Annotated in this window: 24 protein-coding genes; 18 read left to right on the forward strand and 6 right to left on the reverse strand. The window is 45.2% G+C overall.

Annotated elements, in window-relative coordinates; genetic code table 11:
- Window positions 1-82: 82 nt before the first annotated feature.
- Window positions 83-550: a tryptophan-rich sensory protein gene (locus CN378_RS13345; RefSeq protein ID WP_098352664.1), complete on the reverse strand. Its 468-nt coding sequence runs from the start codon at window positions 548-550 to the stop codon at window positions 83-85.
- Between the two features lie 112 nt (window positions 551-662).
- Here CN378_RS13345 and CN378_RS13350 point away from each other — a divergent pair, with 112 nt between their 5' ends.
- Both CN378_RS13350 and CN378_RS13355 read left to right on the forward strand, forming a co-directional pair.
- Entirely contained in the window at window positions 663-1262 is a 600-nt protein-coding gene (locus CN378_RS13350; RefSeq protein ID WP_098352666.1) for a TetR/AcrR family transcriptional regulator, read from the forward strand.
- A gap of 157 nt (window positions 1263-1419) precedes the next feature.
- Window positions 1420-2541, forward strand: coding sequence for an NADH-dependent flavin oxidoreductase (locus CN378_RS13355; protein WP_098352667.1), 1122 nt, complete (start codon window positions 1420-1422; stop codon window positions 2539-2541).
- A 547-nt stretch (window positions 2542-3088) separates the two neighbouring features.
- Here the strand turns inward: CN378_RS13355 and CN378_RS13360 are convergent.
- On the reverse strand, window positions 3089-3862 hold the full coding sequence (locus CN378_RS13360) for a TerC family protein (RefSeq protein ID WP_098352669.1): 774 nt from the start codon (window positions 3860-3862) through the stop codon (window positions 3089-3091).
- Window positions 3863-4247: 385 nt separating this feature from the next.
- Here CN378_RS13360 and abc-f point away from each other — a divergent pair, with 385 nt between their 5' ends.
- The 4 genes from abc-f to CN378_RS13380 all read left to right on the forward strand — a co-directional run bounded on the left by abc-f (window position 4248) and on the right by CN378_RS13380 (window position 7967).
- On the forward strand, window positions 4248-5879 hold the full coding sequence (gene abc-f / locus CN378_RS13365) for a ribosomal protection-like ABC-F family protein (RefSeq protein WP_098352670.1): 1632 nt from the start codon (window positions 4248-4250) through the stop codon (window positions 5877-5879).
- Between the two features lie 186 nt (window positions 5880-6065).
- Complete coding sequence (locus tag CN378_RS13370; protein ID WP_098352673.1) at window positions 6066-6509, forward strand: hypothetical protein; 444 nt, start codon at window positions 6066-6068, stop codon at window positions 6507-6509.
- Window positions 6510-6612: 103 nt separating this feature from the next.
- Window positions 6613-7530: a helix-turn-helix domain-containing protein gene (locus CN378_RS13375; RefSeq protein ID WP_098352675.1), complete on the forward strand. Its 918-nt coding sequence runs from the start codon at window positions 6613-6615 to the stop codon at window positions 7528-7530.
- An 11-nt stretch (window positions 7531-7541) separates the two neighbouring features.
- On the forward strand, window positions 7542-7967 hold the full coding sequence (locus tag CN378_RS13380; protein ID WP_098352676.1) for an RND transporter: 426 nt from the start codon (window positions 7542-7544) through the stop codon (window positions 7965-7967).
- A 46-nt stretch (window positions 7968-8013) separates the two neighbouring features.
- Here CN378_RS13380 and CN378_RS13385 read toward each other — a convergent pair whose 3' ends face one another.
- Together CN378_RS13385 and CN378_RS13390 are read right to left on the reverse strand one after the other, a co-directional pair.
- Window positions 8014-8205, reverse strand: coding sequence for a hypothetical protein (locus tag CN378_RS13385; protein WP_098352678.1), 192 nt, complete (start codon window positions 8203-8205; stop codon window positions 8014-8016).
- Window positions 8206-8319: 114 nt separating this feature from the next.
- A complete protein-coding gene (locus CN378_RS13390) occupies window positions 8320-8511 on the reverse strand; it encodes a hypothetical protein (protein ID WP_098352680.1) in 192 nt (63 codons plus the stop codon).
- Window positions 8512-8740: 229 nt separating this feature from the next.
- Between CN378_RS13390 and CN378_RS13395 the strand changes: the two genes are divergently transcribed.
- The 3 genes from CN378_RS13395 to CN378_RS13405 are packed head-to-tail and all read left to right on the forward strand — an operon-like array spanning window position 8741 to window position 11244.
- A complete protein-coding gene (locus CN378_RS13395; RefSeq protein ID WP_098352682.1) occupies window positions 8741-9169 on the forward strand; it encodes a DUF6526 family protein in 429 nt (142 codons plus the stop codon).
- Window positions 9170-9229: 60 nt separating this feature from the next.
- Window positions 9230-10156 carry an ABC transporter ATP-binding protein gene (locus tag CN378_RS13400; protein WP_098352684.1) on the forward strand — a complete coding sequence of 309 codons (927 nt, stop codon included), beginning with the start codon at window positions 9230-9232 and terminating at the stop codon, window positions 10154-10156.
- On the forward strand, window positions 10153-11244 hold the full coding sequence (locus tag CN378_RS13405; protein ID WP_098352686.1) for an ABC transporter permease: 1092 nt from the start codon (window positions 10153-10155) through the stop codon (window positions 11242-11244). Before CN378_RS13400 ends, CN378_RS13405 begins: the two co-directional genes overlap by 4 nt.
- A gap of 38 nt (window positions 11245-11282) precedes the next feature.
- Here CN378_RS13405 and CN378_RS13410 read toward each other — a convergent pair whose 3' ends face one another.
- Both CN378_RS13410 and CN378_RS13415 read right to left on the reverse strand, forming a co-directional pair.
- Window positions 11283-11900: a sterol desaturase family protein gene (locus tag CN378_RS13410; protein WP_483295084.1), complete on the reverse strand. Its 618-nt coding sequence runs from the start codon at window positions 11898-11900 to the stop codon at window positions 11283-11285.
- Complete coding sequence (locus CN378_RS13415; RefSeq protein ID WP_098352690.1) at window positions 11897-12589, reverse strand: GntR family transcriptional regulator; 693 nt, start codon at window positions 12587-12589, stop codon at window positions 11897-11899. The genes CN378_RS13410 and CN378_RS13415 overlap by 4 nt, the downstream gene beginning before the upstream one ends.
- 162 nt (window positions 12590-12751) lie before the next feature.
- On the opposite strand from CN378_RS13415, the gene CN378_RS13420 reads away from it, so the two are divergent.
- The 9 genes from CN378_RS13420 (at window position 12752) to CN378_RS13460 (ending at window position 22065) form a co-directional block, all read left to right on the forward strand.
- Window positions 12752-13069, forward strand: coding sequence for a hypothetical protein (locus CN378_RS13420; RefSeq protein WP_098352692.1), 318 nt, complete (start codon window positions 12752-12754; stop codon window positions 13067-13069).
- Between the two features lie 136 nt (window positions 13070-13205).
- Window positions 13206-13658, forward strand: a complete 453-nt coding sequence (locus tag CN378_RS13425; protein WP_098352694.1) for a MarR family winged helix-turn-helix transcriptional regulator — start codon at window positions 13206-13208, stop codon at window positions 13656-13658.
- Window positions 13655-16063: an MMPL family transporter gene (locus CN378_RS13430; protein ID WP_098352696.1), complete on the forward strand. Its 2409-nt coding sequence runs from the start codon at window positions 13655-13657 to the stop codon at window positions 16061-16063. Before CN378_RS13425 ends, CN378_RS13430 begins: the two co-directional genes overlap by 4 nt.
- 332 nt (window positions 16064-16395) lie before the next feature.
- Window positions 16396-17895 (forward strand): malate:quinone oxidoreductase, encoded by a 1500-nt coding sequence (locus CN378_RS13435; protein WP_098352698.1) that lies wholly within the window; start codon window positions 16396-16398, stop codon window positions 17893-17895.
- 65 nt (window positions 17896-17960) lie between these two features.
- Window positions 17961-18791, forward strand: coding sequence for a P-loop NTPase family protein (locus tag CN378_RS13440; protein ID WP_179884918.1), 831 nt, complete (start codon window positions 17961-17963; stop codon window positions 18789-18791).
- A 35-nt stretch (window positions 18792-18826) separates the two neighbouring features.
- Window positions 18827-19699 (forward strand): aminoglycoside phosphotransferase family protein, encoded by an 873-nt coding sequence (locus tag CN378_RS13445; protein ID WP_257141141.1) that lies wholly within the window; start codon window positions 18827-18829, stop codon window positions 19697-19699.
- Window positions 19699-20229, forward strand: a complete 531-nt coding sequence (locus tag CN378_RS13450) for a GNAT family N-acetyltransferase (protein ID WP_098352703.1) — start codon at window positions 19699-19701, stop codon at window positions 20227-20229. Before CN378_RS13445 ends, CN378_RS13450 begins: the two co-directional genes overlap by 1 nt.
- Window positions 20230-20360: 131 nt before the next feature.
- The gene (locus CN378_RS13455) at window positions 20361-21305 is read left to right on the forward strand and encodes a phosphotransferase family protein (RefSeq protein ID WP_257141142.1); all 945 of its coding nucleotides are present in this window, start codon (window positions 20361-20363) and stop codon (window positions 21303-21305) included.
- Window positions 21298-22065 (forward strand): alpha/beta fold hydrolase, encoded by a 768-nt coding sequence (locus CN378_RS13460; protein ID WP_098352707.1) that lies wholly within the window; start codon window positions 21298-21300, stop codon window positions 22063-22065. The genes CN378_RS13455 and CN378_RS13460 overlap by 8 nt, the downstream gene beginning before the upstream one ends.
- Window positions 22066-22068 lie beyond the last annotated feature (3 nt).

The following is a 22068-nucleotide window of genomic DNA, read 5'->3' on the forward strand; positions in this document are numbered from 1 at the left end:
CAACCTTATACCGTCTTGTTTAAGGTATGTTCGATTTTACACTTATTCATTTTTTGTTCGTGGAACTTCAAGAAAAATACTATTACAAATTTATAAATTTAATAAAAGTTGTTATTGGAAACCAGATAACTAGGGGTAGTAACCACCAGATGGCAACCTTCGAATAACGTGAATATAACCATAAAATGATTAAACTCTGTATGATACCCATTACATCACTAATAAAAATGGCTAACACGCTTTGTTCAGTAACGGCGGTATTTGGAAAAAAAGAAATAATGCCCAGTATAAACCACAGGAAAATAACCATGGCTCCACGTACATCCTCTTCTTCCCTCTTCAACCAAACAAGCCATGTTGCAATCCCAAAAGTGGGTATGACGATTAACCATGCCACCCAAAAAAAGGATTCGCCTGGAGCAGTATCTAGGTTTTCGTTCGGAGGTGCAAAATGAAAACCTAGTCCTGCAGAAATCATCACAACCACCAATGTTCCAATTGAAAACAATACTCCCATCCATTTTTCTTTTACTGTTAATTCTTTAAACATATAAATACTCTCCTTAAATATACTATATAGAATTTAGATACTAATTAGTATTTTCTTTTTTATGGTACAATAATACTTATTAGTATGTCAAACAGAAATAAGGAGAATATTTATGCCGAAAAGACTAACAATGGAAGAGAAAAAATTACTAACCATAGAAAAACTACTCGATTCAGCAGAGATTGTATTCTCTAAAAAAGGATATAACGGAGCATCTGTAGAAGAGATTGCCGAAGAGGCAGGTTATTCAAAGGGAGCAGTTTACTCAAACTTTAATAATAAGGAGAATTTATTCTTAGCATTATTTGATAGACGTTTTAATATAGAGGCAGGTGAGTGGGGAAACGTATTTGAGGAAAAATTAGATAATGCATCCAGGGCGGAAAAAGTAGAGGAATTGCTTATAACCCATCAGAAAAGAAATGTGGATACCCAATGGACAATGTTGATGTTAGAGTTCACTTTGTTCGCACTGCGAAATGAAAGTGCTAAACAAAAGCTGGCTGAAAGATATCAACAAATCATGTTATCAATGACAGAATCAATAACCGAACACTTTAGTAACAATGGACATGATGCAAACAAAGATCAAATAAAAGAAATTGTGTTATCACTACTAAGTCTTGAGACAGGATTGAAAATTATTGAATCATTAAACCCAGAACTAATTGAAGATGGATTCAGGTCAAGAACATATAAAATGTTTTTATAATATCTCTCTATTAAAAAGTACAAATTACAGGCATCCCTCCATCACCAAGGGATGCCCATTTTGAATTTTGCGGGCACATCCTTCAAGCAGATGTCTGTTCAAATAGCTTAACATCTATTAAGATTTCCTTTGAACAACCACAAGGAGGCAAAAAATCATGAACAGCAAATATAAAGAATTATTATCTCCCTATACATTTAAAAACGGAGTCGAATTAAAGAACCGTATCATCATGGCACCGATGACGAACTTTTCATCGGATGAGAAAGGCAATGTCACGGATGCAGAGGTTGCCTACTATGAAAGGCGTTCGAAAGATGTGAGTATGGTCATCACGGCATGCACCTATGTAACGCCTGATGGAAAGGGGTTCCCGGGTGAATTTGGAGGGGATACGGATGAAATGATCCCAAGCCTTGAACGATTGGCGAAGGGAATCAAGGATCAAGGGGCAAAAGCCGTCCTCCAGATTTTCCACGGAGGTGTACAATGCCCGCCTGATCTTGTTCCGGACGGGGATGTTGTGAGTGCTAGTGACGTAATGGGCGAGAACGGAGAGAAGAAAGCGAGAGGATTATCTGAAAAAGAGATCGAGAATATCATCGAAGCCTTCGGTGAGACGACCCGCCGCGCCATTGAAGCGGGCTATGACGGCGTGGAGATTCACGGAGCGAATGGATATCTGATCCATCAATTTTTCTCCCCGATGACGAATCAGAGAGAAGATCGTTTCGGCGGCAGTCTTGAGAACCGTATGACATTCCCACTTGCCATTGTGGATAAGGTGAAGAGCGTGGTAGAAGAGCATGCCGATCCATCTTTCCTCGTTGGATACCGTTTCTCACCTGAGGAGCCGGAAGAGAATGGATTTACGATGGGGGATACCCTTACTCTCGTGGATGCCCTTGCAGATAAAGATTTAGATTACCTTCACGTATCCCTCTTTGACTTCTTCTCGAAACCAAGAAAAGGCGTAGAGGACCTGGAGAAAACAAGAATGGACTATCTGTTGGAAACGATCGGTGACCGCACGCCATTGATCGGGGTAGGTTCCATCTACTCTGCAGACGATGCACATAAAGCGTTTGGGTCAGGCGTTCCACTACTTGCCCTCGGCCGCGAACTCATCATTGATCCTGATTGGCTGAAGAAAATCCAAGAAGGAAGAGAAGATGAAATCGTGACGGAGATCGATAAAGGAAAGCAGGAAGAATTGGTCGTTCCTGATCCGTTATGGAATGCGATTGTGAATACTCCTGGCTGGTTCCCAGGAGTATAATATGAAAAAACGTCCTGTGATTCGTTCGCAGGACGTTTTGTGTGCTTTAAAATAATATGTGCCGGAATCACAGCTGTAGAAAAAAGGAGAACTTGACGCAGCAGATTTAGCGAGTTTTTTTGTTAGGAATCCTTAAGTGCTTATGATAGGTGATACGGTCATCAGAATTCCCGAAAATTAAGCGGAAATTTTCCGGCTAAACTCAGAATGGAACTTATTTTGAGGTGAATAAGGGTAGTTTTTCCGCTTAAGAACATAAATCTTCCCCATTTTTGTGTTTTTTTAAGTTAATAGGCGGAATATTTCCGTCTATTTCAACCCTTTTTTAATAGTAATGACCAATTAAGCGGAATTTTTCCGTCTATGTTTCCGCTCTGATGCTTAACCTTATCTCCCAATCGGTAAGTGCTTCCCCTCTTTTTAAAGTGCAATTCTTTTTCCATCATTATACGTAATGTCAATCATAGATAAAGAAAAAGACGTATACCCATTCATACGTCTTTCTCTTAAGATTGACACCAAAACAGCATCCTTGATCCGTTTTCTTTTAAACTGAACTTTGCTTAGATCCTTTATTACCGGGAGCAAACCAGCCCAACAAGGCAATCCCCACCAGTACTCCATAGAAAATCAAAGTCCATACGGTACTATGCGGAAAATCATGATCCAGCACCCCGATATCTTCATGGGCAAGGGTAATGACCGCAAGCTTCACTCCCACCCAGGCGACAATGGCATAAGCCGTCGTTTCCAGTGCAGGGCGTTTTTCCAATAACTGAACGAACCAGGTTGCCGCATATTTGATCAGGATCAATCCTGCAATCCCACCAAGGACGACCACGATGAATTGTCCACCGTCCATACCTCCGAAATCCCCAAGTGGAGAGTCAGGCAGGCCAAGGGCAAGGGCAACAGCTGCGAGGATGGAATCGATGGCAAACGCAAGGTCTGCGAGGGCAATTTTCCCAACTGTCGGCCAGAATCCTTTGCCGGCTGCTTCTTCTTCCGTTTCTTCCTGATTCTTCTCATTATCCTTCCCAAACTTCGCTTTGATGACATGTTTGAGACCGAGATACAGCAGGTAAGCTGCACCGATCGCCTGAATTTGCCAGACATTTGCGATGAACGAAATGGCAAAAAGGGCTACAAACCTGAAGGCAAATGCCAGGAAGATCCCGTATTTGATGGCTCTCTTCTTTTCATCCTCAGGCAAGTGTTTCGCAATGACAGCGAGAACCAGGGCATTATCTGCTGACAATAAGCCCTCGAGGCCGATCAGGATTAATAAAGTCCATCCATATTCCAGCCAGATTGAATCCATATGTATCACTCCCCAATACAAAGTGAGCTTTTACAAGCCCAGGATTTCACAAAAATGAGTCCTGAACTTATCTTACCACTTAATTCTTATTAAATACGATTCAAAAATGTTTTTGCATCCCCAGAGAGTTTCATGGTATAGTGTATTTACTAAATATGACAGGAGTGATGGGTGGACGATGAAGAACTAATCTTATTTTCGAGACGTTTGAAATTTCATATTTCAAATTAACTTAAAATAGGATTAGTCTGCCCATTTTTATATGCGTTTTTAGCTATTGAACGATTGATAGCTTTCTTTGTGTACGTGACCGGTACGGCTAATCCTTCCAGAACGATTGGGAGGATTTTTTTGTTCTCCCTTTTTAAAGAAAGGGGAAGATACTATGAGAGAAATAATGAAATTATTGAATATACGGTATGAATTCATGGACCACACCATATTTGAAAAGGTGAATGGCAGCGTGCAGGAAGGGGACGTCATCGGAATCATAGGGAATAACGGGGCCGGAAAGTCGACCCTGCTGCAACTGATCGCGGGTGAACGGACACCAACGGAGGGACAGATCCAATGGCTTCACCACGATGTGACGATCACCATGGTAGAGCAGGAAACCGAAACCCATTCCTCACAAGGGATGACACCATCACAAGCCGCTTTACTGGAAAAATGGCAAGTTCCCAGTCAAGAATTCCAGCAGATGAGCGGCGGGGAAAAACTGAAGGCAAGGCTCGCCAAAGGGTTCTCAGAGAGATCAGACCTTCTCTTATTGGATGAACCGACGAATCACCTGGATCGACAGAGTCTGGAGCTTCTGACTAAACAGATTAAAGAGTACAAAGGCACTATTCTCCTTGTCTCCCATGACCGATTTTTTCTCGATGAAGCGGTGACGAGGATATGGTCCATCGAAGGGAAGAAGCTGATTGAGCATAAAGGCCATTATTCCAGCTACATGGAGGCGCGCAAAGAGCGTAGGATGACTCAACAACGGGAGTATGAAAAGCAACAGAAGATGGTGGAGAGGATTGAGAAGCAGATGAAGGAACTCACCTCCTGGTCTGAAAAAGCCCATGCCGAGTCCACGAAACAGGAAGGATACAAAGAACATTACCGCGTCAAAGCAAAACGTATGGACACCCAGGTCAAATCCAAGCAAAAGCGTCTTGAAAAAGAACTGGAAAAAACAAAAGTAGAAGAAGTCGAAAAGGAGCATAGCGTCCACTTCTCCATCCAATCCACCCACAAAACGGGGAAGCGTTTCCTTGAAGTAAAGGGACTTAAGAAATCTTTTGAGGGACGGACCTTATTTGAAAACGCAAATTTCACCGTCCAACACGGTGAAAAGATATCGATCCTTGGACCGAACGGCAGCGGGAAAACGACACTGTTGAAGATCATCATGGGAATGGAACCGGCAGAAGGCGACGTATGGATGTCACCATCTGCCAATATCGGCTACCTGACCCAGGAAGTGTTCGATCTGCCCCTCGACCAGACGCCGGGGGAGCTCTTTCATAAAGAAACCTATGAAGAGCGAGGGAAGGTTCAGACGCTGATGAAGCATCTCGGATTTCAGACGTCTCATTGGCATTCCCCGATTCGAAATATGAGCATGGGGGAACGGGTGAAGGTGAAACTGATGAAATACATCCTCGAAGAAAGGGACGTATTGATCCTCGATGAACCGACGAACCACCTGGATCTCGCTTCCCGGGAGCAGCTGGAGGAAACCCTGTCCGAGTACAATGGTACCTTGATCGTTGTCTCCCATGACCGTTATTTTCTTGAAAAAACGACAGAAGTCCAGCTTTTGATCGAAAGCGGGACCATTAAAAAGCAGCTGGATGAGCCGGCATCTGAGCGGGATGACAAAGAAGAACAGCGGATGAAACTCGAGACGGAGAGGCAGGAAGTGCTGGGGCGCCTCAGTTTTATGAGACATGAGGATGAGGGGTATGCAGAACTCGATAGGAAGTTTATTGAATTGACTAAGCGGATTAATGAGCTGAAGTAATGATAGGCATCCGGCAGTGGTCGGGTGCTTGTATTTTATTACTATCTTCATAATTTTCGACGAAACCACTTGGAAATAGAAGCTCATGTCAAGAAAAATTGGAAGGAACCTCATGATACAGATTTCCACCCATTTTCCAAATCAACTATACTCAAATAAATGAATGTGATGGGAGGTGGGGAAATCGTGCAAAGAATGACTTTTATGTTCCTAACGGGCTCTTTACTCTTTGCAGGGTGTTCGAATACAGAACAAGCTGATGCATACACCGTGAAGGAAGCGACTGACAATGGTGACACGATCGTGGATGAAGAAGGGGAAGTAACCAATCTGGACAAATTATTGCGTTTCGTAGACGGGATACAGGAGAAAAAAGAGTCTGAATTGACGGTATCAAACTTTTTCAACAACCAGGTAAGCGTGAATGAAATAGCGTACGATGGAAGTAAAGTGAATTATGTATTGAAGACTGGGGGCGGGGAAGAAAAGAGGAGTGCGGTTTGCGACGGAATCGAAGAAAGGAGCGGGTTCATCTCTTTGACAGGGTGTGACGGAGAAGAGGATTCCATCGGGCTCGTTCAGGTCTCGGAATATAAAATAAATAAGGCCAGGGCTTCAATGAAAGAATGAAAAAAAGCATCCAGAACCGGAGGCTTTTTTTACGTATTTGGAAGGGATTTCTATATTGATAGCCGAATGAAGAAGAGAGTCATCGGTTTGGAGGTGAAGGTAGGTGGAGGAAGGCAGGATTGGGGTGCAGATCAAGGAACTGCGAAACCATTTCGGGATATCCCAGCAGGAGCTCTGCAAGAATATCTGCAGTCAATCGTTTATAAGCAGGATTGAAAGCGGCGATCTTTCTCCGTCGGCGGGCCTATTGTATCGATTATCCATGAGGCTGGGGGTGGATATGAATTATTTCCTTGAAAGCGTCTATGTTCCCCGCATAGATTATGTACAGGAGGTTCTCCTGCAATTAAGCGAGTCCTTAAAGAAGAAGAACTATGAGCAGATTAAAGAATTGGTCAATCATGAGCGGGGCAACCCTCTATTTGTACATGGGAGGAACAGGCAGCAGCTGCTTTGGTATGAAGCGATCTATTTTTATAAAATTCACGATGACTTCCATCGGGCCTTAATGCTTCTGGATGAGGCACTCTCCATGAGGCATACCACTTCAAAGAGTCACTCCGAGAAGGAAATCGAAATCTATTTAACGAAGGCGAATATACATACTGAACGAAAGGATCTGAATAAAGCACACTCCATGTATAAAGACATCCTGACTTATATCAATCGGCTGCCTGTCATCCGGGATAAGGAATTATTGATCAAGGTGTATTACAACTATTCGCGTTCCTTGTATTTGAATGGAGAGTTGGAGGAATCACTTCTATTTGCTCTAAACGGAATCAGGGAGTGCCGTGAAAATAGAATCCTCTACGGTATGGGAGAGTTATATTTTCAAATGGGGAGGGTGTATAGGGATCAATCAGAGAATGAACTTTCCAAAGGCTATTTTGAAAAAGCAAGGATGGTGTCTCAATTGATGGAAGATGAAGACCTGGAGAGAATGTCTGATTCACAGAAGGAGCTTGTAAGGGAGAGGGAGTTGTGTCTACGGGAGGTTCCATTCGGACATCATAAATAGGAGGCGATCTGTTGAATGTAAGAAAAGAAGTACAGACGATAAACTGGACCCTGTTTGGAGTGATGACATTAGCTGGTCTCGTTTCTGCCGGGAGCACCCTCACCAAATTAAAAAACTTAACACCGGAACAAGAAACAGAGGGACAATCGAGATTTCGAGTTCAGTGGGAACAGCCAGAGACCATCTTAGCTTTGATTCTGGGGAGCATTACCCTTCTCCTTATTCTCGGATGGAAGAAGCTGTTTCCTTTTAATGTTCCACTTGCGATGATAGTGGGTGGGGTATGGTATGCCTTTTTATTTCAAGTGACGACCGTTGGATGGGCTGGTCTGATCGGGTTCGTGGGCTTACTCATTGCCATGGTGGCAGGGTTATTGATGATCATTATTTATGCGTTCGGTGCACGAAAGTGGGGATTGAGGCGTCGCGAAGAATGAACCAAAAAAAGGGCCTGATCACAGCCCAAAAGTAACCATTTTATCACTATCGTCCGCCTACTAAGTACTTCAAATGGTTGGACTCACCACTGCAATGAGCATCATATCCCTCACCTCTATAAGTATCATAACAATCACCTTTAAGGTATCCTTGAGAGAAAAAGGCCTCCTTAATGCTGCCCACGATGACGACTCCGACCATGAAGGAAAAGGGAATCAGAACGAATAACCAAACCATTTCACAACCTCCTTTTTTAAAAACAAAGGTGTATATCAGGGTGTTATAAATAGTAATTTTATCTTTCCCTTTTTATAGGGGAAACCCAGGCCATTGAAAAGATTCGTGTCGTTTTCAGTTACCCCCTGTATACCATTTGTAAGAATTGGACTGCCCGCGGCAGGAGGTGTTAAACCCTTCTGTTTTATGAGTATTGTAGCTTTCTCCTTTAAGATACCCTTGTGAAAAGTATCTCTCCTTTATGCTGCCCACGATGACAACTCCGACCATGAACGACATGGGGATCAGAACGAATAACCAAACCATCAGCACAACCTCCTTTTTAGTAGGAAAAGCAGGTGAACTTCCAACTGTTGTCATATCTGATACTATCGTACCACATATGATATGGAAAAATATAGATAATCATTCCGGGAAGGCATCTCCTTTATCCCCCGCATACCCCGAGATGTTGCCGAATATGATTTTTATACAGGACGGTCCTATCCGCCGTTCATCTGGTATATAATGAATCTATCACCTTCAGGAGGTACATATGAAACAGCAAAACTATGAAAATCACAGTAAGGTAGATCCGGTATTCCATGTAGGAATTGCCCTCTCAGCACTTATTACACTCATTTTGACCATCACCTTTTTCGTGAAGAATGTGGGGGGTCAACCACTGCTTAGCTTTTTAGTCCTCGTAGCGGTGATCACCATCATCCTGATCGGGGTGAGACTCCGGACGTATGCGCTTCAGGTGCAGGACCGGGTGATCCGTACGGAAGAGAATTTCCGTTACTACCGTCTCACAGGGAATGAACTGGATGGCCGGCTATCCCTGAAGCAGATCATCGCACTCAGGTTTGCTCCGGATGAAGAATTCCCGGTGTTGGTCGAACGAACACTGTCGGAAAACTTAACACCCAATGACATTAAAAAAGCTGTGCAGAACTGGCGTGCAGATCATCATCGCGTATAAACAACAAGGATTGGACCGCTCATTCATGGGCGGTTACGTTTTTTTAGAAGGAGGCTCGTTATGCCGAACGAAATCATGGTGGATGTGAAAGAGTTAGTGAAAAGATATGGTTCCTTTACGGCGGTGAAGGGAGTCCGCTTTCAGGTGGAGAAGGGGGAAATCTTCGGATTGCTCGGGCCGAACGGGGCCGGGAAGACGACGACGATCGAGATGCTCGTGGGACTCCGGAAGCCTGACGCGGGGACGGCAAGCTTAGCCGGATTTGACGTGAAGAAAGATGTGAATAAAGTGAAGGAAGTGATCGGGGTCCAGCTTCAGTCGACCTCATTGTTTGAACTGCTCAAGGTGGAGGAAATCCTCCATTTGTATGCGAGCTTTTATCCGAAGAATGTGGACATCGATCAACTGATTGAGGACATGCTGCTGACGGAGAAACGGAAGGACCGGATCAAGGGACTTTCCGGTGGACAGAAGCAGCGTCTGGCGATTGCCCTGGCACTGATTCATGATCCGAATATTGTGTTCCTTGATGAACCGACGACGGGACTGGATCCTCAGGCAAGAAGGACGCTATGGGATATTGTGCTGCGACTCAAGGAGCGGGGGAAGACGGTGATTCTGTCGACTCACTATATGGATGAAGCCCATGTGCTCTGCGACCGGATCGGCATCATGGACCAGGGGGAGCTTATTGCCCTCGATACACCTGGAAATCTCGTGAAAACCTTGCAGTCGACAAGCACGATCGAATTCCATCTGGACAATCCTCCTGAGCAAGTTTGGTTCATGAAGATGGATGGAGTGGAAGAAGTCGCCATCAAGGATACGTTCGTCCAGCTCTATACAGATGAACTTCAGCGTGCCTTGACTTCATTGATTTCACTTTCAACAGAGCATGACTTGAAAATCGAGGACCTTCAGACCCGTCAGGCAACACTCGAAGATGTCTTCATCCATATGACAGGAAGGAGGCTGCGGGAATCATGAGAGCATATTGGCAGCTGACACTGGCACAGTTAAGGATATTTGCACGAAACAAACAAGTATTATTCTTTACCCTGCTCTTCCCGGTGATCCTGATGGTAGCACTGGGTTCATTCGCTGGCGGTGGGAATTCCGTTTCAATGACAGTGGGAATGGTCGACAATGATCAAACCGATGCTTCAAAGGATGTAAAGGAATTATTCAATAAAAATGAAGGCATTGAAACATCGGCATATGACAATGTCAAAGCGGGGAAGCAAGCCGTGAAAAATGGCGATATCCAGCTTCTGATTGAAATCCCGGAAGGATATGGGGAAAATGTGAAGGACAGGGAAGAAGCGTTCTCGATCCCCGTCTACTATAACGAAAAGAACCTGGCGACCGCTGAACTTGGACTTACGGTTGTGAATGGGATCATCGATCAATACAGTAAGGACCTTGTCGACTACAAGCCTGTCGTGACGGTGGAAAAAGTCGGGATCGAAGCATTGAACATTCGCTATGTGGATTTCCTTGTTCCTGGTATCGTCGCCATGATGATCATGAGCAACAATATGAACGGGGTGGCAGGTCAGATCTCCGCATGGCGGGAACGTGGAATCCTCCGACGTATGCAGGGCACGAGACTGAAGGCATCCACCTTCATCGCAGCTCAAATCACGGCGCGCCTGATGCTGAACGGGACCCAGGCACTCCTTGTCGTACTGATTGCCGATCTTATTTTTGACATCAACGTAGCGGGCTCGTGGCTTGCGATGATTTTCTTTATTATCCTCGGGACACTTGCGTTTATGTCCCTCGGCTTCATCATTGCGGGGATGGCAAAGAATCCTGAAAGTGCGGGGCCGATTGCGGGGTTTGTGACGTTTCCGATGCTGTTTCTTGGCGGGGTGTTCTTCCCGATCAATGATATGCCGGACATCATTCAGCCCATCGTGAAGGTGCTGCCGATCGCTCACCTCAGCTCAGCCTTGAGGGAGACGATGAATCTCGGGACGCCGTTTTTGGAGCTTGGAACAGAGACCCTGATATTGGGGGCGTGGCTCGTTGGCGGATTTGCCCTTGCCAGTTATGTGTTTAAGTGGGAATAGAAAAGAAAGTCCAATCGGATCACCCGATTGGACTTTTTTCATGCCCTCTTCTCCAAATCCTTTGCCGTCTCACTCATCTCCACGTCATTTCCCTCTTTGTAGGTTCCGAACAACACATCGACAAATGGAGTGGATACCCCGTACCAATAGTTTTCATTCTTATAATGATGCAGGATATGCGTCTTTTTGAGCCAGCGGCCGAAACGTGTCTTCGGCTTCATGGGCCGGTGGGCGACATAGTGCTTCCATTCGTACACAAAGAACATGAAGAGGATTCCGGTGGTGAAAGCAAGGGTAGATGACATCGACCCGGTTATGAAGTAAAACAACAGGCACAGGACAAAGAGGTTGGGTGCACTGTACCAGATCGGCAGAAAGAGCAACTTCAGGTCATTCGGCTTTTTATGATGATCGTAATGCAGCCGTTTGATTAAATTCAGTAAAAAAGGGTTCTTCGGTGACTTGATGTGGAAGAGGAAGCGGTGGGTAAGGTATTCACTGAACATGTAGGTGACGATCCCCACGGCAAAAAATAAGAGACTGAACAGGGAAATCTCCATCGTGACTAAAAAGCCGAGTACCACAAGAAAAATGGCCATCATGATCAAAATATCAAAGTGTAAAAAGAAATCCCGATACAATCGATTCTCCTTCAATTCTCCATGCCTCCATCCATTTTTTGTTTCCAAAGCGTAATGCTTGTTTCCATCATGTCCTGTATGGTTTGCCCTGCTTGTTGGATGTCCCCGGCCAATATCCATTCCAGAAGTCTGTTGTAATAGTCACGTGAAGCGGTTCTGTGTTCAGGTTCCGAGAAGTATTTCTCTGCCATCCTGATATAAATATCCTTAAAGCTGTTCAGGATCAAGAGATAAATGGGATTCGGCGACAGCATGGCGACCCCGTGCTGAATCTGGCAGTCGAATGCCGCATAGGCATTGGCTTCGTCCGGTATGTCCTCAAACGGGGCAAAGAGGGAAACGACCTTCAGCCTGCTGTTTTCCAGGGCATCCTTGAAATAAGCCGGTGTAATCGAGACCCGCAGCTGCAGCATATGGACGATGAATTCATCCGGAATCTCCTCCTCGTGCTGAAGGATGGTGACGATCGTCATCAAGTTCCCCTGCTTCCAGTAATCATTCACGACTGCGGGCATACCCTTACGGCCGGTGATCCAGCCGTCCCGTTCCAGGCGCTGCAGAGCTTCGCGGATGGTGGGGCGACCGACTTTGTATTGAGCAGCCAGTTCCCTCTCAGATTGAATGGATTCCTGCATCTTCAGGCTACCTGCCAATATGGAGCGGGAAATATTTTGGGCGATTATATCCGAAGAACGTTCTTTCATGTAGGCACCTCCTGAGTGGTAATACCAATTTCAACAATGGTAATACCATTGTATGATTCCGGTGTTTGCATTTGTCAATATATTCTGAAAAATATTGTGTTCCTTATTATCATTAGAGATAATAAAGGAAAAGTGTGAGGGATCCCGATGAGGAAGGTCTTAATGGCTATAGCAATCATAAGTTTTTTCATTAGCGGGTGTAGCCTGGAGGAGGATCAAGACGCAAATCCCGTGATCAAAACCGCCTATGACTCCCTTTCCCGGTCAGAAAAGAGTGAGATAAAAGGGGACTGGAAAAAAGCCATTCTGAAAGAGGCGACTGTGAGTAACCATACGGGGGTCTTAACGAATCAGCACTATGATGGGAAAGAAGCGTATATCATCATCTTCTATACGGGAGACAACCATTCAATAGGGGATATTGATGTATACGTTTCAAAAGACAAACTGAAAGTGATCGGGAAAGGATACCGGGATTAAAAGAGCCTTGGGCTGCGGTGAAGTAAACGGCAGTCCGAGGTTTTTTATTGTATCTCCTTCCATCTTATTACTTGACTCTGTATAGTTGACCCCCTAAACTATAAAATAGCGATATTTAGTTTAGGGGGTCAACTAGTTGGATAAGCGTTTAATCGAAGCAGTCGAGCTGTTCGAGGATGTCATGGTATTCGGGACAGAGCGGGTGCTGAAGAATGTGAAGGCTGAGGTATGGCAGGAGTATTCGCCTGAGCAGATCCAGATGCTGAAGCTTGTCAGTAAGAACGGACCGATTCCTGCCGGTATGATTGCAGAGCTACAGTGTGTCCATAAGAGTGCGGTTTCCAACCGTCTGAAGAAGCTTGAGGAAAAGAAGCTGATTGAGATCGTGAAGGCAGAGGGAGATCAGCGTTCGAAACTCGTCTGCCTGACAGAGGAAGGACACCGGGTCGTAACGGAGTCCGATCAAGCGGTCTATGCCTATATTGAAGCCTTATTCGCCGATCAGGTGAAGGAGGAGGAACTGGATCAATTCCTGATGATGTTCCGGAAGATCAGATCCATTTTAAAATTGGAGGGTGAAAAAGAATGAAATCCATTATTAAGTTCAAGTGGCCGATTACGATTGGCCTTCTCATCATAACGGCATTACTATTTGTCATCTCACCGAACCTCACGAAGCAGGCAGAAGATGCGGGCACGTTCCAGCTCCCGGATGATGCAGCATCGAAGAAAGCGATGGAAATGTTGAATGATGCCGGTGCAGGGGAAGAAACGATTTCCCTGGTGTACTCACTGGATGAAAAATTAACGGATTCCGAAAAGAAAGACATAGCGTCGGATGTAGATGAATTGAAAGAGCTTGGGGATCCTGTCAGCTCGGTTCTTGATCCATTTGAAAGCGAGGAATTGGAAAACCAGCTCGTCTCGGAAGATCAAAAGACCGTCCTCGTTCCCATCACCGTCGATGGAACACAGGAGGAAGTCGTGGAGCTTGCTGATTCCATTACATCAGATATCCTCAAAGGGCAGTCATCGGTGTACCTTACAGGGGAAGCCATCATCAATAACGATGTGAATCTGAGCGCACAGGAAGGATTGAAACGGACGGAAATCATTACGGTCGTGCTGATTTTTGCCCTGTTATTAGCCGTATTCCGTTCGATTGTGACTCCATTGATTCCGTTAGTGGCCGTTGGGATCACTTATCTACTTAGTCAATCGATCGTGGCGTTTTTCATTGATTGGTTCGGGTTTCCCGTATCGAACTACACGCAAATCTTCCTTGTCGCCATCCTTTTTGGGATCGGGACGGATTATTGCATACTGTTACTGAGCCGATTCAAGGAGGAGCTGGGAGCGGGTCAGCCCATCAACGAAGCGATCATCCGTACGTATAAGACTGCGGGACGCACGCTTTACATAAGCGGACTCGCCGTATTCATCGGATTCTTCGCCATCGGGTTTGCCGATTTCCCAATCTTTAAATCAGCCGTTGCCGTGGCGGTCGGGATTGCGGTTCTGCTCTTGGTATTAAGCACTGTTATGCCGTTCTTTATGGCCACTTTGAAGGAAAAATTGTTCTGGCCATCGAAGAAGTCTGTTTCCCACAATGACAGTAAATTATGGGCATGGATGGGCAAGCTTTCCGTCAATCGTCCCCTGCTTTCCATGGCAGTAGTGGCAATCATTACGGTTCCGTTGTTATTTACGTATGATGATGCCCTTTCATTCAATACGGTGGATGAAATAGGGGACAGCTATGATTCCGTCAAAGGTCTACAAGCAATAGAGGATGGCTTTGGTCAAGGAGATTCCCTGCCGGTGCAGGTCCTGCTTTCAAGCGATGAGAAGCTTGTGACGGAGGAAATCGTCCCTTATGTGGAAAAACTGAGCCGGGAGCTTGCAAAAGTCGACGGTGTGAAGAACGTTCGCTCCATTACACGACCTGCCGGCGATGCGATCGAAGAATTCGATGCAGACTATCAGCTCGGAAAGATTGCTGAAGGGGTGAATGGAGCCGCGGATGGTCTTGATCAGGCGGTAAAAGGACTTAGCCAGCAGGCAGCCTTAGCAGGTCAGGGTCAGGCACCTCAAGCGGGAGCGCCAAATCCACTGGACGGTCTGAACCAGATCACAGGTGGATTGAAGCAGGCAGGTGACCAGCTGCAGGGAATGAGTGATAGCCAGACCATCCGTGATACGGGATTATACCTGCCACCGGGAACGCTTGAGAATAAGGAATTTGCCCAGGTGATCGACCGCTATTCATTTGGTGACGAAAAGGGAATGAAGCTTGAAGTTATTCTGTCCGATAATCCTTATTCACCGGAAGCCATTGATACCGTCGATCGCATCAATGAAACGACGGAAAGAGTCATCAAGGATACGCCGCTTGAAGATACCGAAGTCGCCATCGGAGGGGTCTCAAGCATTAACCGGGACCTGAGTGATATCTCCACGAGTGACTTCACACAGACGGTGACAATCATGCTCATCAGTTTGTTCGTCGTCCTTGCGATCCTGTTCCGTTCCTTCATCATGCCGCTTTATATGATTGGCTCCCTGCTTCTGACGTATTTCACGTCTGTAGCCGTAGCCGAGTGGATTTTCGTGGAGGGACTTGGGTATGACGGCATCAGCTGGGCCGTTCCGTTCTTCGGGTTCGTCATGCTCGTGGCACTCGGGGTCGATTACTCGATCTTCCTTATGGACCGTTTCCGCGAAGAATCGGCAGGAGGCATGACGGTGACGGACGCCATCAAAGCTTCCATGGCGAAGATGGGGACCGTCATCATCACCGCTGCCATCATCCTGGCCGGAACATTTGGAGCCATGGTGCCATCGGGGGTCCTAAGCCTCGTGCAGATCGCGACCATCGTCATCACCGGACTGCTTCTGTACGGACTCATCGTCCTGCCACTATTGATCCCGGCCATGACCGTTTCATTCGGCAATGGTGTCTGGTGGCCGTTTAAACCAAAGACAGATAAGTAGATTGATAGATGCCCGCTCTGATGGAAGGAGCGGGTTGTTTTCTAAGAAAATTGTTTTTCTGAAAAACTAATCAGTATCTCCACTAATATAGTCGGGTTTACCATTGATATGCGTGGTTTTTCGGGAGATGGTTGGACTTCCAAACCTTGACCATCAAGCGTTCTTGACACTATTTTCACTTTTGTTTTTTCGCAAAATAGTTTATAATAATCAGATAATACTAGATATTTTACCCTATGAATCATTATAATAGACGATGGTATGATTTTTTTTGACACATGAAGGTGCCTGGTTGAAAGCGCCTGCAAATATAGTGGATGAGGAAGGTTATAATGAGCAGCTTACAGAAGAAAACAGATGTTATCTTAATTGGTGCTGGTGTCATGAGTGCGACTTTAGGGGTGATCCTGAAAGAGTTGGCGCCGGAATGGGAAATCACAGTGTTTGAAAAGCTCGCGAAGCCGGGTGAAGAAAGCTCGAACGAATGGAATAATGCCGGAACCGGACATTCTGCACTATGCGAGCTCAACTATACGTCCGAAAAGCCTGATGGATCTATAGACATTACGAAAGCAATCAAAGTCAATGAACAATTCCAACTTTCAAGACAATTCTGGTCTTATCTCGTCAACCGCAATCTCATTGGTCAACCACAGGAATTCATCATGCCGATCCCGCATATGAGCATGGTCCAAGGTGAAGAAAATGTGGAGTTTTTGAAAAAACGATTGGAAGCGCTGTCAGCGAGTCCCCTGTTTGAAGGCATGGAATTCTCCGATGATCCTGAGAAATTAAAGGAATGGATTCCACTGATCATGGAAGGCCGTGAATCGGAGGAACCGATCGCGGCGACGAAGATCGATTCTGGGACGGACGTCAACTTCGGGGCGCTGACCCGCAAATTGTTCGATCACCTGAGTGAGAAAGGCGTCGAAATCAACTACAACCACAGTGTAGAAGACATTAAGCGCAAATCCGACGGTTCATGGGAAGTGAAGGTCCATGATATCGACGGCATCAAGATGGAATATCATACAGCGAAGTTCGTCTTCATCGGAGGCGGTGGCGGAAGTCTTCCGTTACTTCAGAAAACCGGCATCCCTGAGTCCAAGCAGATCGGCGGATTCCCAGTATCCGGACTCTTCATGGTATGCAACAATCCTGAAGTCATCGAAAAGCATCACGGGAAAGTGTACGGAAAAGCCAAGGTCGGGGCTCCACCGATGTCGGTTCCGCATCTTGATACCCGTTACATCGATAACAAGAAATCACTTCTGTTCGGGCCGTTTGCCGGATTCTCACCGAAGTTCCTGAAGACGGGATCGAATATGGATTTGATCACCTCCGTGAAACCAAATAACCTTTTCACCATGCTTGCTGCAGGCGTAAAGGAAATGGGATTGACCAAATACTTGATCCAACAGGTACTCCTGTCCAATGAGAAACGCATGGAAGAATTACGCGAATTCATCCCGAACGCGAAGAGCGAAGACTGGGATATCGTCGTAGCCGGCCAGCGTGTGCAGGTCATCAAGGACACCGAAGCAGGCAAAGGAACCCTTCAGTTCGGTACGGAAGTGGTGAGCGCCGCCGATGGATCCGTCGCGGCACTTCTTGGTGCGTCACCAGGTGCCTCCACAGCCGTTCACGTCATGCTAGAAGTATTGGACAAATGCTTCCCGCAGCACATGAAAGAGTGGGAGCCGAAAATCAAGGAAATGATCCCTTCCTATGGAGTGGCATTGGGTGAAAACCCTGAACTCTTCAGGGAAATCCATACGTCGACTGCGAAGGCGTTGGGTTTAAGGGATAAAGAGGTTGCGTATAGCTAAGTGAATAAGAAGGAATGCCCTGTGGATTGCAGGGCATTTTTTATATACAGAATGGGGGGATTGGGGTGCATACCAATCTAATAATCGTCGAGGGGATACCGGGGTCAGGTAAGTCGACCACGGCTAAGTTCATTAAGCAACACTTGGAGAGGGAAGGAATCGAGGTTAAGCTTTTTCAAGAAGGAGACAGCCGTCATCCTGCTGATTATGAATCGACAGCTTGTTTAAATGAGGAACAGTTCAAAGGTATACTCGAAAAATTCCCTGAACACCGGAAGACTATCCAAGAGTGTGCAAAGAAGAAGGGAAATCAATATTTTATTCCATACCGTGATTTTTTTGAAACAGATTCTTCCCTGGTTGAGTCGTTGGCTTCTTATGATGTCTACGAATTGGATCTGGATACCTTCGAAGAAGTTTCCCTGAACTACTGGAAGGAATTCATGGAACAAACGGAATTTGGGGAGGACGTGTACATATTTGAATGTTGTTTCCTTCAAAATCCGTTTACCAAGTTCATAGCCAAGCATAATGCAGAACCAAAGAGGCTGGAGAATTACTTAATGAAGGTCAGCTCTCTGATCAGGCCATTACATCCTCTGCTATTCTATTTTTACCAGGAGAATATTGATCAATCTTTCCATCGTGTCTATGAAGAGCGCAGTCAGGAATGGCGTGAGTTCTTTACGGATTATCATGTGAATCAAGGTTTTGGGAAAGTGAATGGCTTGAAGGGGTACCAAGGTTTATTGGAGTATCTTGAAATGCGCAGGGATCAGGAGCTTAAGATACTTGGAAGTTTACCGGTTAGGCACGAGCTGATTGAGAATGGTGATGGGGACTGGGAAGAGTATTATGAGAAAATCAAAGAAGCGATCTCTTTTAGTCTATCTTAACTTGATGATCAAGATGGAGGGATAGTTCGTTGAATATGGAACGAATGCTGCAAATTGTGAACGAAACCATTCCAAAAGATCAAATTCATAGTGTAGAAAACAATTCAATGGGCTGGGACAATGACATCCTAATTATCAACGAAGAAATGGTATTCAGATTCCCAAAGACAAGAAAGATAGCATCTAAAGTAGTAGATGAAGTCGTTTTGCTGAAACAATTGGCAGCAAAGAAACCGTTGCTTGAATTTCCCCAATATGAGCCCATTCATATGGATGGGGAGCTGGCAGGGGTGAAATATCCTTATCTAAAGGGTAAGCCATTGGGTGAATCTTCACCTTCTGCAGCTCAAAGTGCTGAGTTACTCGGGGATTTTTTGACTAAGCTGCACAGCATAAGGAAATCAGATTTGCCGAATCTACAGACGAATCACACCGAAGAATATTGGAATGAATTATTTCTGTCGGTCCAGACATTTGTGTTTCCTCACCTGATTCCCCAACATAGAACGAAAGTCCAAGATTTTTTCGAAGAGTACCTGATAGATTATGAAAAGGAATCGATTAATCTAGGAGTCATCCATGGTGATCTAACGACTGCAAATATACTATATAAACCTGAAGCAGGAGTCGTGAGTGGGATCATTGATTTCACGGACGCTCAATGGGGAGATCCCGCCTTTGATTTTGCAGGATTATATTGGTCTTACGGGCCCTGTGTAACGAAGGAAGTGTTGTCTCACTACAGGGAAGAAGGTAAGGAAGCGATATTCAAACGAGTACAGGATTTTTATGGACTTCAGCCGATTTTTCATCAGCTGGTGTATGCTGTGAAAGAGAGCAGGCATGTGAACTGGGAGCAGACTCTTGATCGGTTCTTGTATTTGTATGAATTAAGGGGGAGATACTGATGCTGTTTCAGAATGAGGGTTTGCGAGTTCGCGAAATGGAGCGTAAGGATGCACACTTGTTGGCCAAGTGGCTATCCGATCCAAGGGTACTGGAATTTTATGAAGGAAGGGATAACCCCTTTGATCTCGTTAAAGTGAACGAGGTCTTCTTTGATGACGAAGTGGATGAAGTAAAGTGTATAGTGGAATTCGGAGGAATAGAAGTGGGATATGTTCAATTCTATCCAGTCGATGATGAAACGAAACAACAATACGGATATGGGGACGGAAGCATTTATGGGACGGACCAATTCATAGGCGAACCAGAATATTGGAACAAAGGAATTGGATCGTCTCTTGTTGAAGGAATGATCAAATTTTTAAAGAGCGATAAGCACGCTGATTATATTATTATGGATCCTCAAACAAGAAACAAGAGGGCGATTAAATGCTATGAAAAGTGTGGATTTAAAAAAGTGAAGCTACTCCCTGAGCGTGAGCTTCATGAAGGGGTATATCAAGATTGTTGGTTGATGGAATATCGTACATAGGAAACAACAGATAAATAAGAAAAGAAGGACAGTAGGCGGCTCGAGTAGGGGCTGTCTTTATTTGTGTTCGTACCATTAATTTGAAATAATGACATTATAAGGTTTAGGTGAGGGGGATGCGAGTGAATCTTATGATCCGCAGATTGAGGGACATGGACCGGGATCTTCTGAGTATGGAGGAAATCGGCGGTGCCCACGCCGGAAATATCTATAGAATAGAAGCTTTAAGTGGAAATAGAAGAGTCCGATATATTTACAAAGAATTTGCTGATGGACGGAATCAGGAAGTAGAGATACATAGAAACATAGCAGACATTGTGAGGCCATTCAGTAGAGTCGTGCACGTCTGGGATGCTTCACCTCAAGCGATGCTGATGGAGGATCTGGGGTCCCCTCTAAAAGAAGGATTTTATACAATGCCTGCAGAGGAAAAGAGGATCATGATTGGTGATATTTTAAAAGTATTTGCTTCTTTTCATGGGTTGAATCCCGTTAAAGATAAACTTCCTGTTCATCAAATAAGCTCGGAATGGCTGGATTGGTGCTTAGATCAATTAGGTAAACTGGACTCAAGAAAATCGTGGGCACGGCCACAATGGAAGAGAACAATCCTGGAAGCCTATGAGCGGTTGGACATCCCTCATTATCAAACAAAATGTACACCTGTTATAACCCACGGGGATCCACATCTGGAAAACGTCTTTTATAAAGATGAAGGGATCTGGCTCATCGATTGGGAATGGGCAGCGATCGGGTCTCCTTTAAGAGACGTGACGATTCTGATGCAGGATGTATACGAAGATGAGTTGATTGCGTTCGTCCCTGAATTCTACCTGAGATGCATGAGAGAACGTGGGATCATTCTGGATGATGACGATTTTTGGAGTGATCTGAGCTATCTATACATAGACCATTTGACGATGATGCTTGCTTGGGAAGTGGAGAAGTATTTTCAAGGGTATCTGTCCGAAGAGAGGATTCGCGAAATCATAGAATGGAAGATCGGGGAGATTGAGCGTGTGACAGGGGAAGAGGATAGAAATCATAGCATAGAGAGGAATTCACATAATGAATAAAGAAGTACTAGTGCCAGTTGGCGGCTTCAAATTATACGCCAAACTGATGGGGAAGAAAAACGGTAAACCCACTGTCGTGATGGATGCCGGCTACGGGGATTATTCCAAAGCATGGGATTCAATCATGGAGGATGTATCAAAATCCACCCAAGTTGTCGTATACGACCGTGCCGGACTTGGCAAAAGCGAGAAGAGTCCGAATCCGCGGACGAGCCTTGAGATGGTAAAAGAGCTGAAAGAACTGCTAAACAGATTGGACATGAAGCCTCCTTACCTTCTTGTCGGGCACTCTTTCGGTGGAGTGAATGTGAGCGTGTATGCCCACGAATATCCTAAAGAGGTGGCAGGTTTGGTGCTGGTGGACGCCACACCGGTGGATTATCGGGAACGATTTCTCCCAACGATGCCGGAAGATTTCCAGGAAGCGTACCGCAAGCAATTTGTCCGTGAAGGAAATTACGAAGAATTTATGGAAAGCCTGGGGCAGTTAAAAGGATATAAGGAGACTTTAAGCATGCCTGTCATCGTGCTTGCAGCCGGGAAAAAAGATCACTATTCCGAAGCATCCCAGGATTTATGGAATGACATGCAGAGGGAGATGGCACTGATTTCTTCAAAAGGGGAATATGAACTTGCGAAGAATAGTACCCATTACATTCAACGGGATGAACCTGAGGTCGTGGTTAGAGCAGTTGAAAAGTTGGTTGAGCTGGTCTGTTCCAATGAAAAAAATGAAACCATCAGCACTGTCTATCCGTAAAGA

Origin of the sequence: Bacillus sp. AFS015802 (assembly GCF_002561455.1) — a bacterium.
In the GTDB taxonomy this organism is placed as follows: Bacteria; Bacillota; Bacilli; order Bacillales; family Bacillaceae_B; genus Rossellomorea.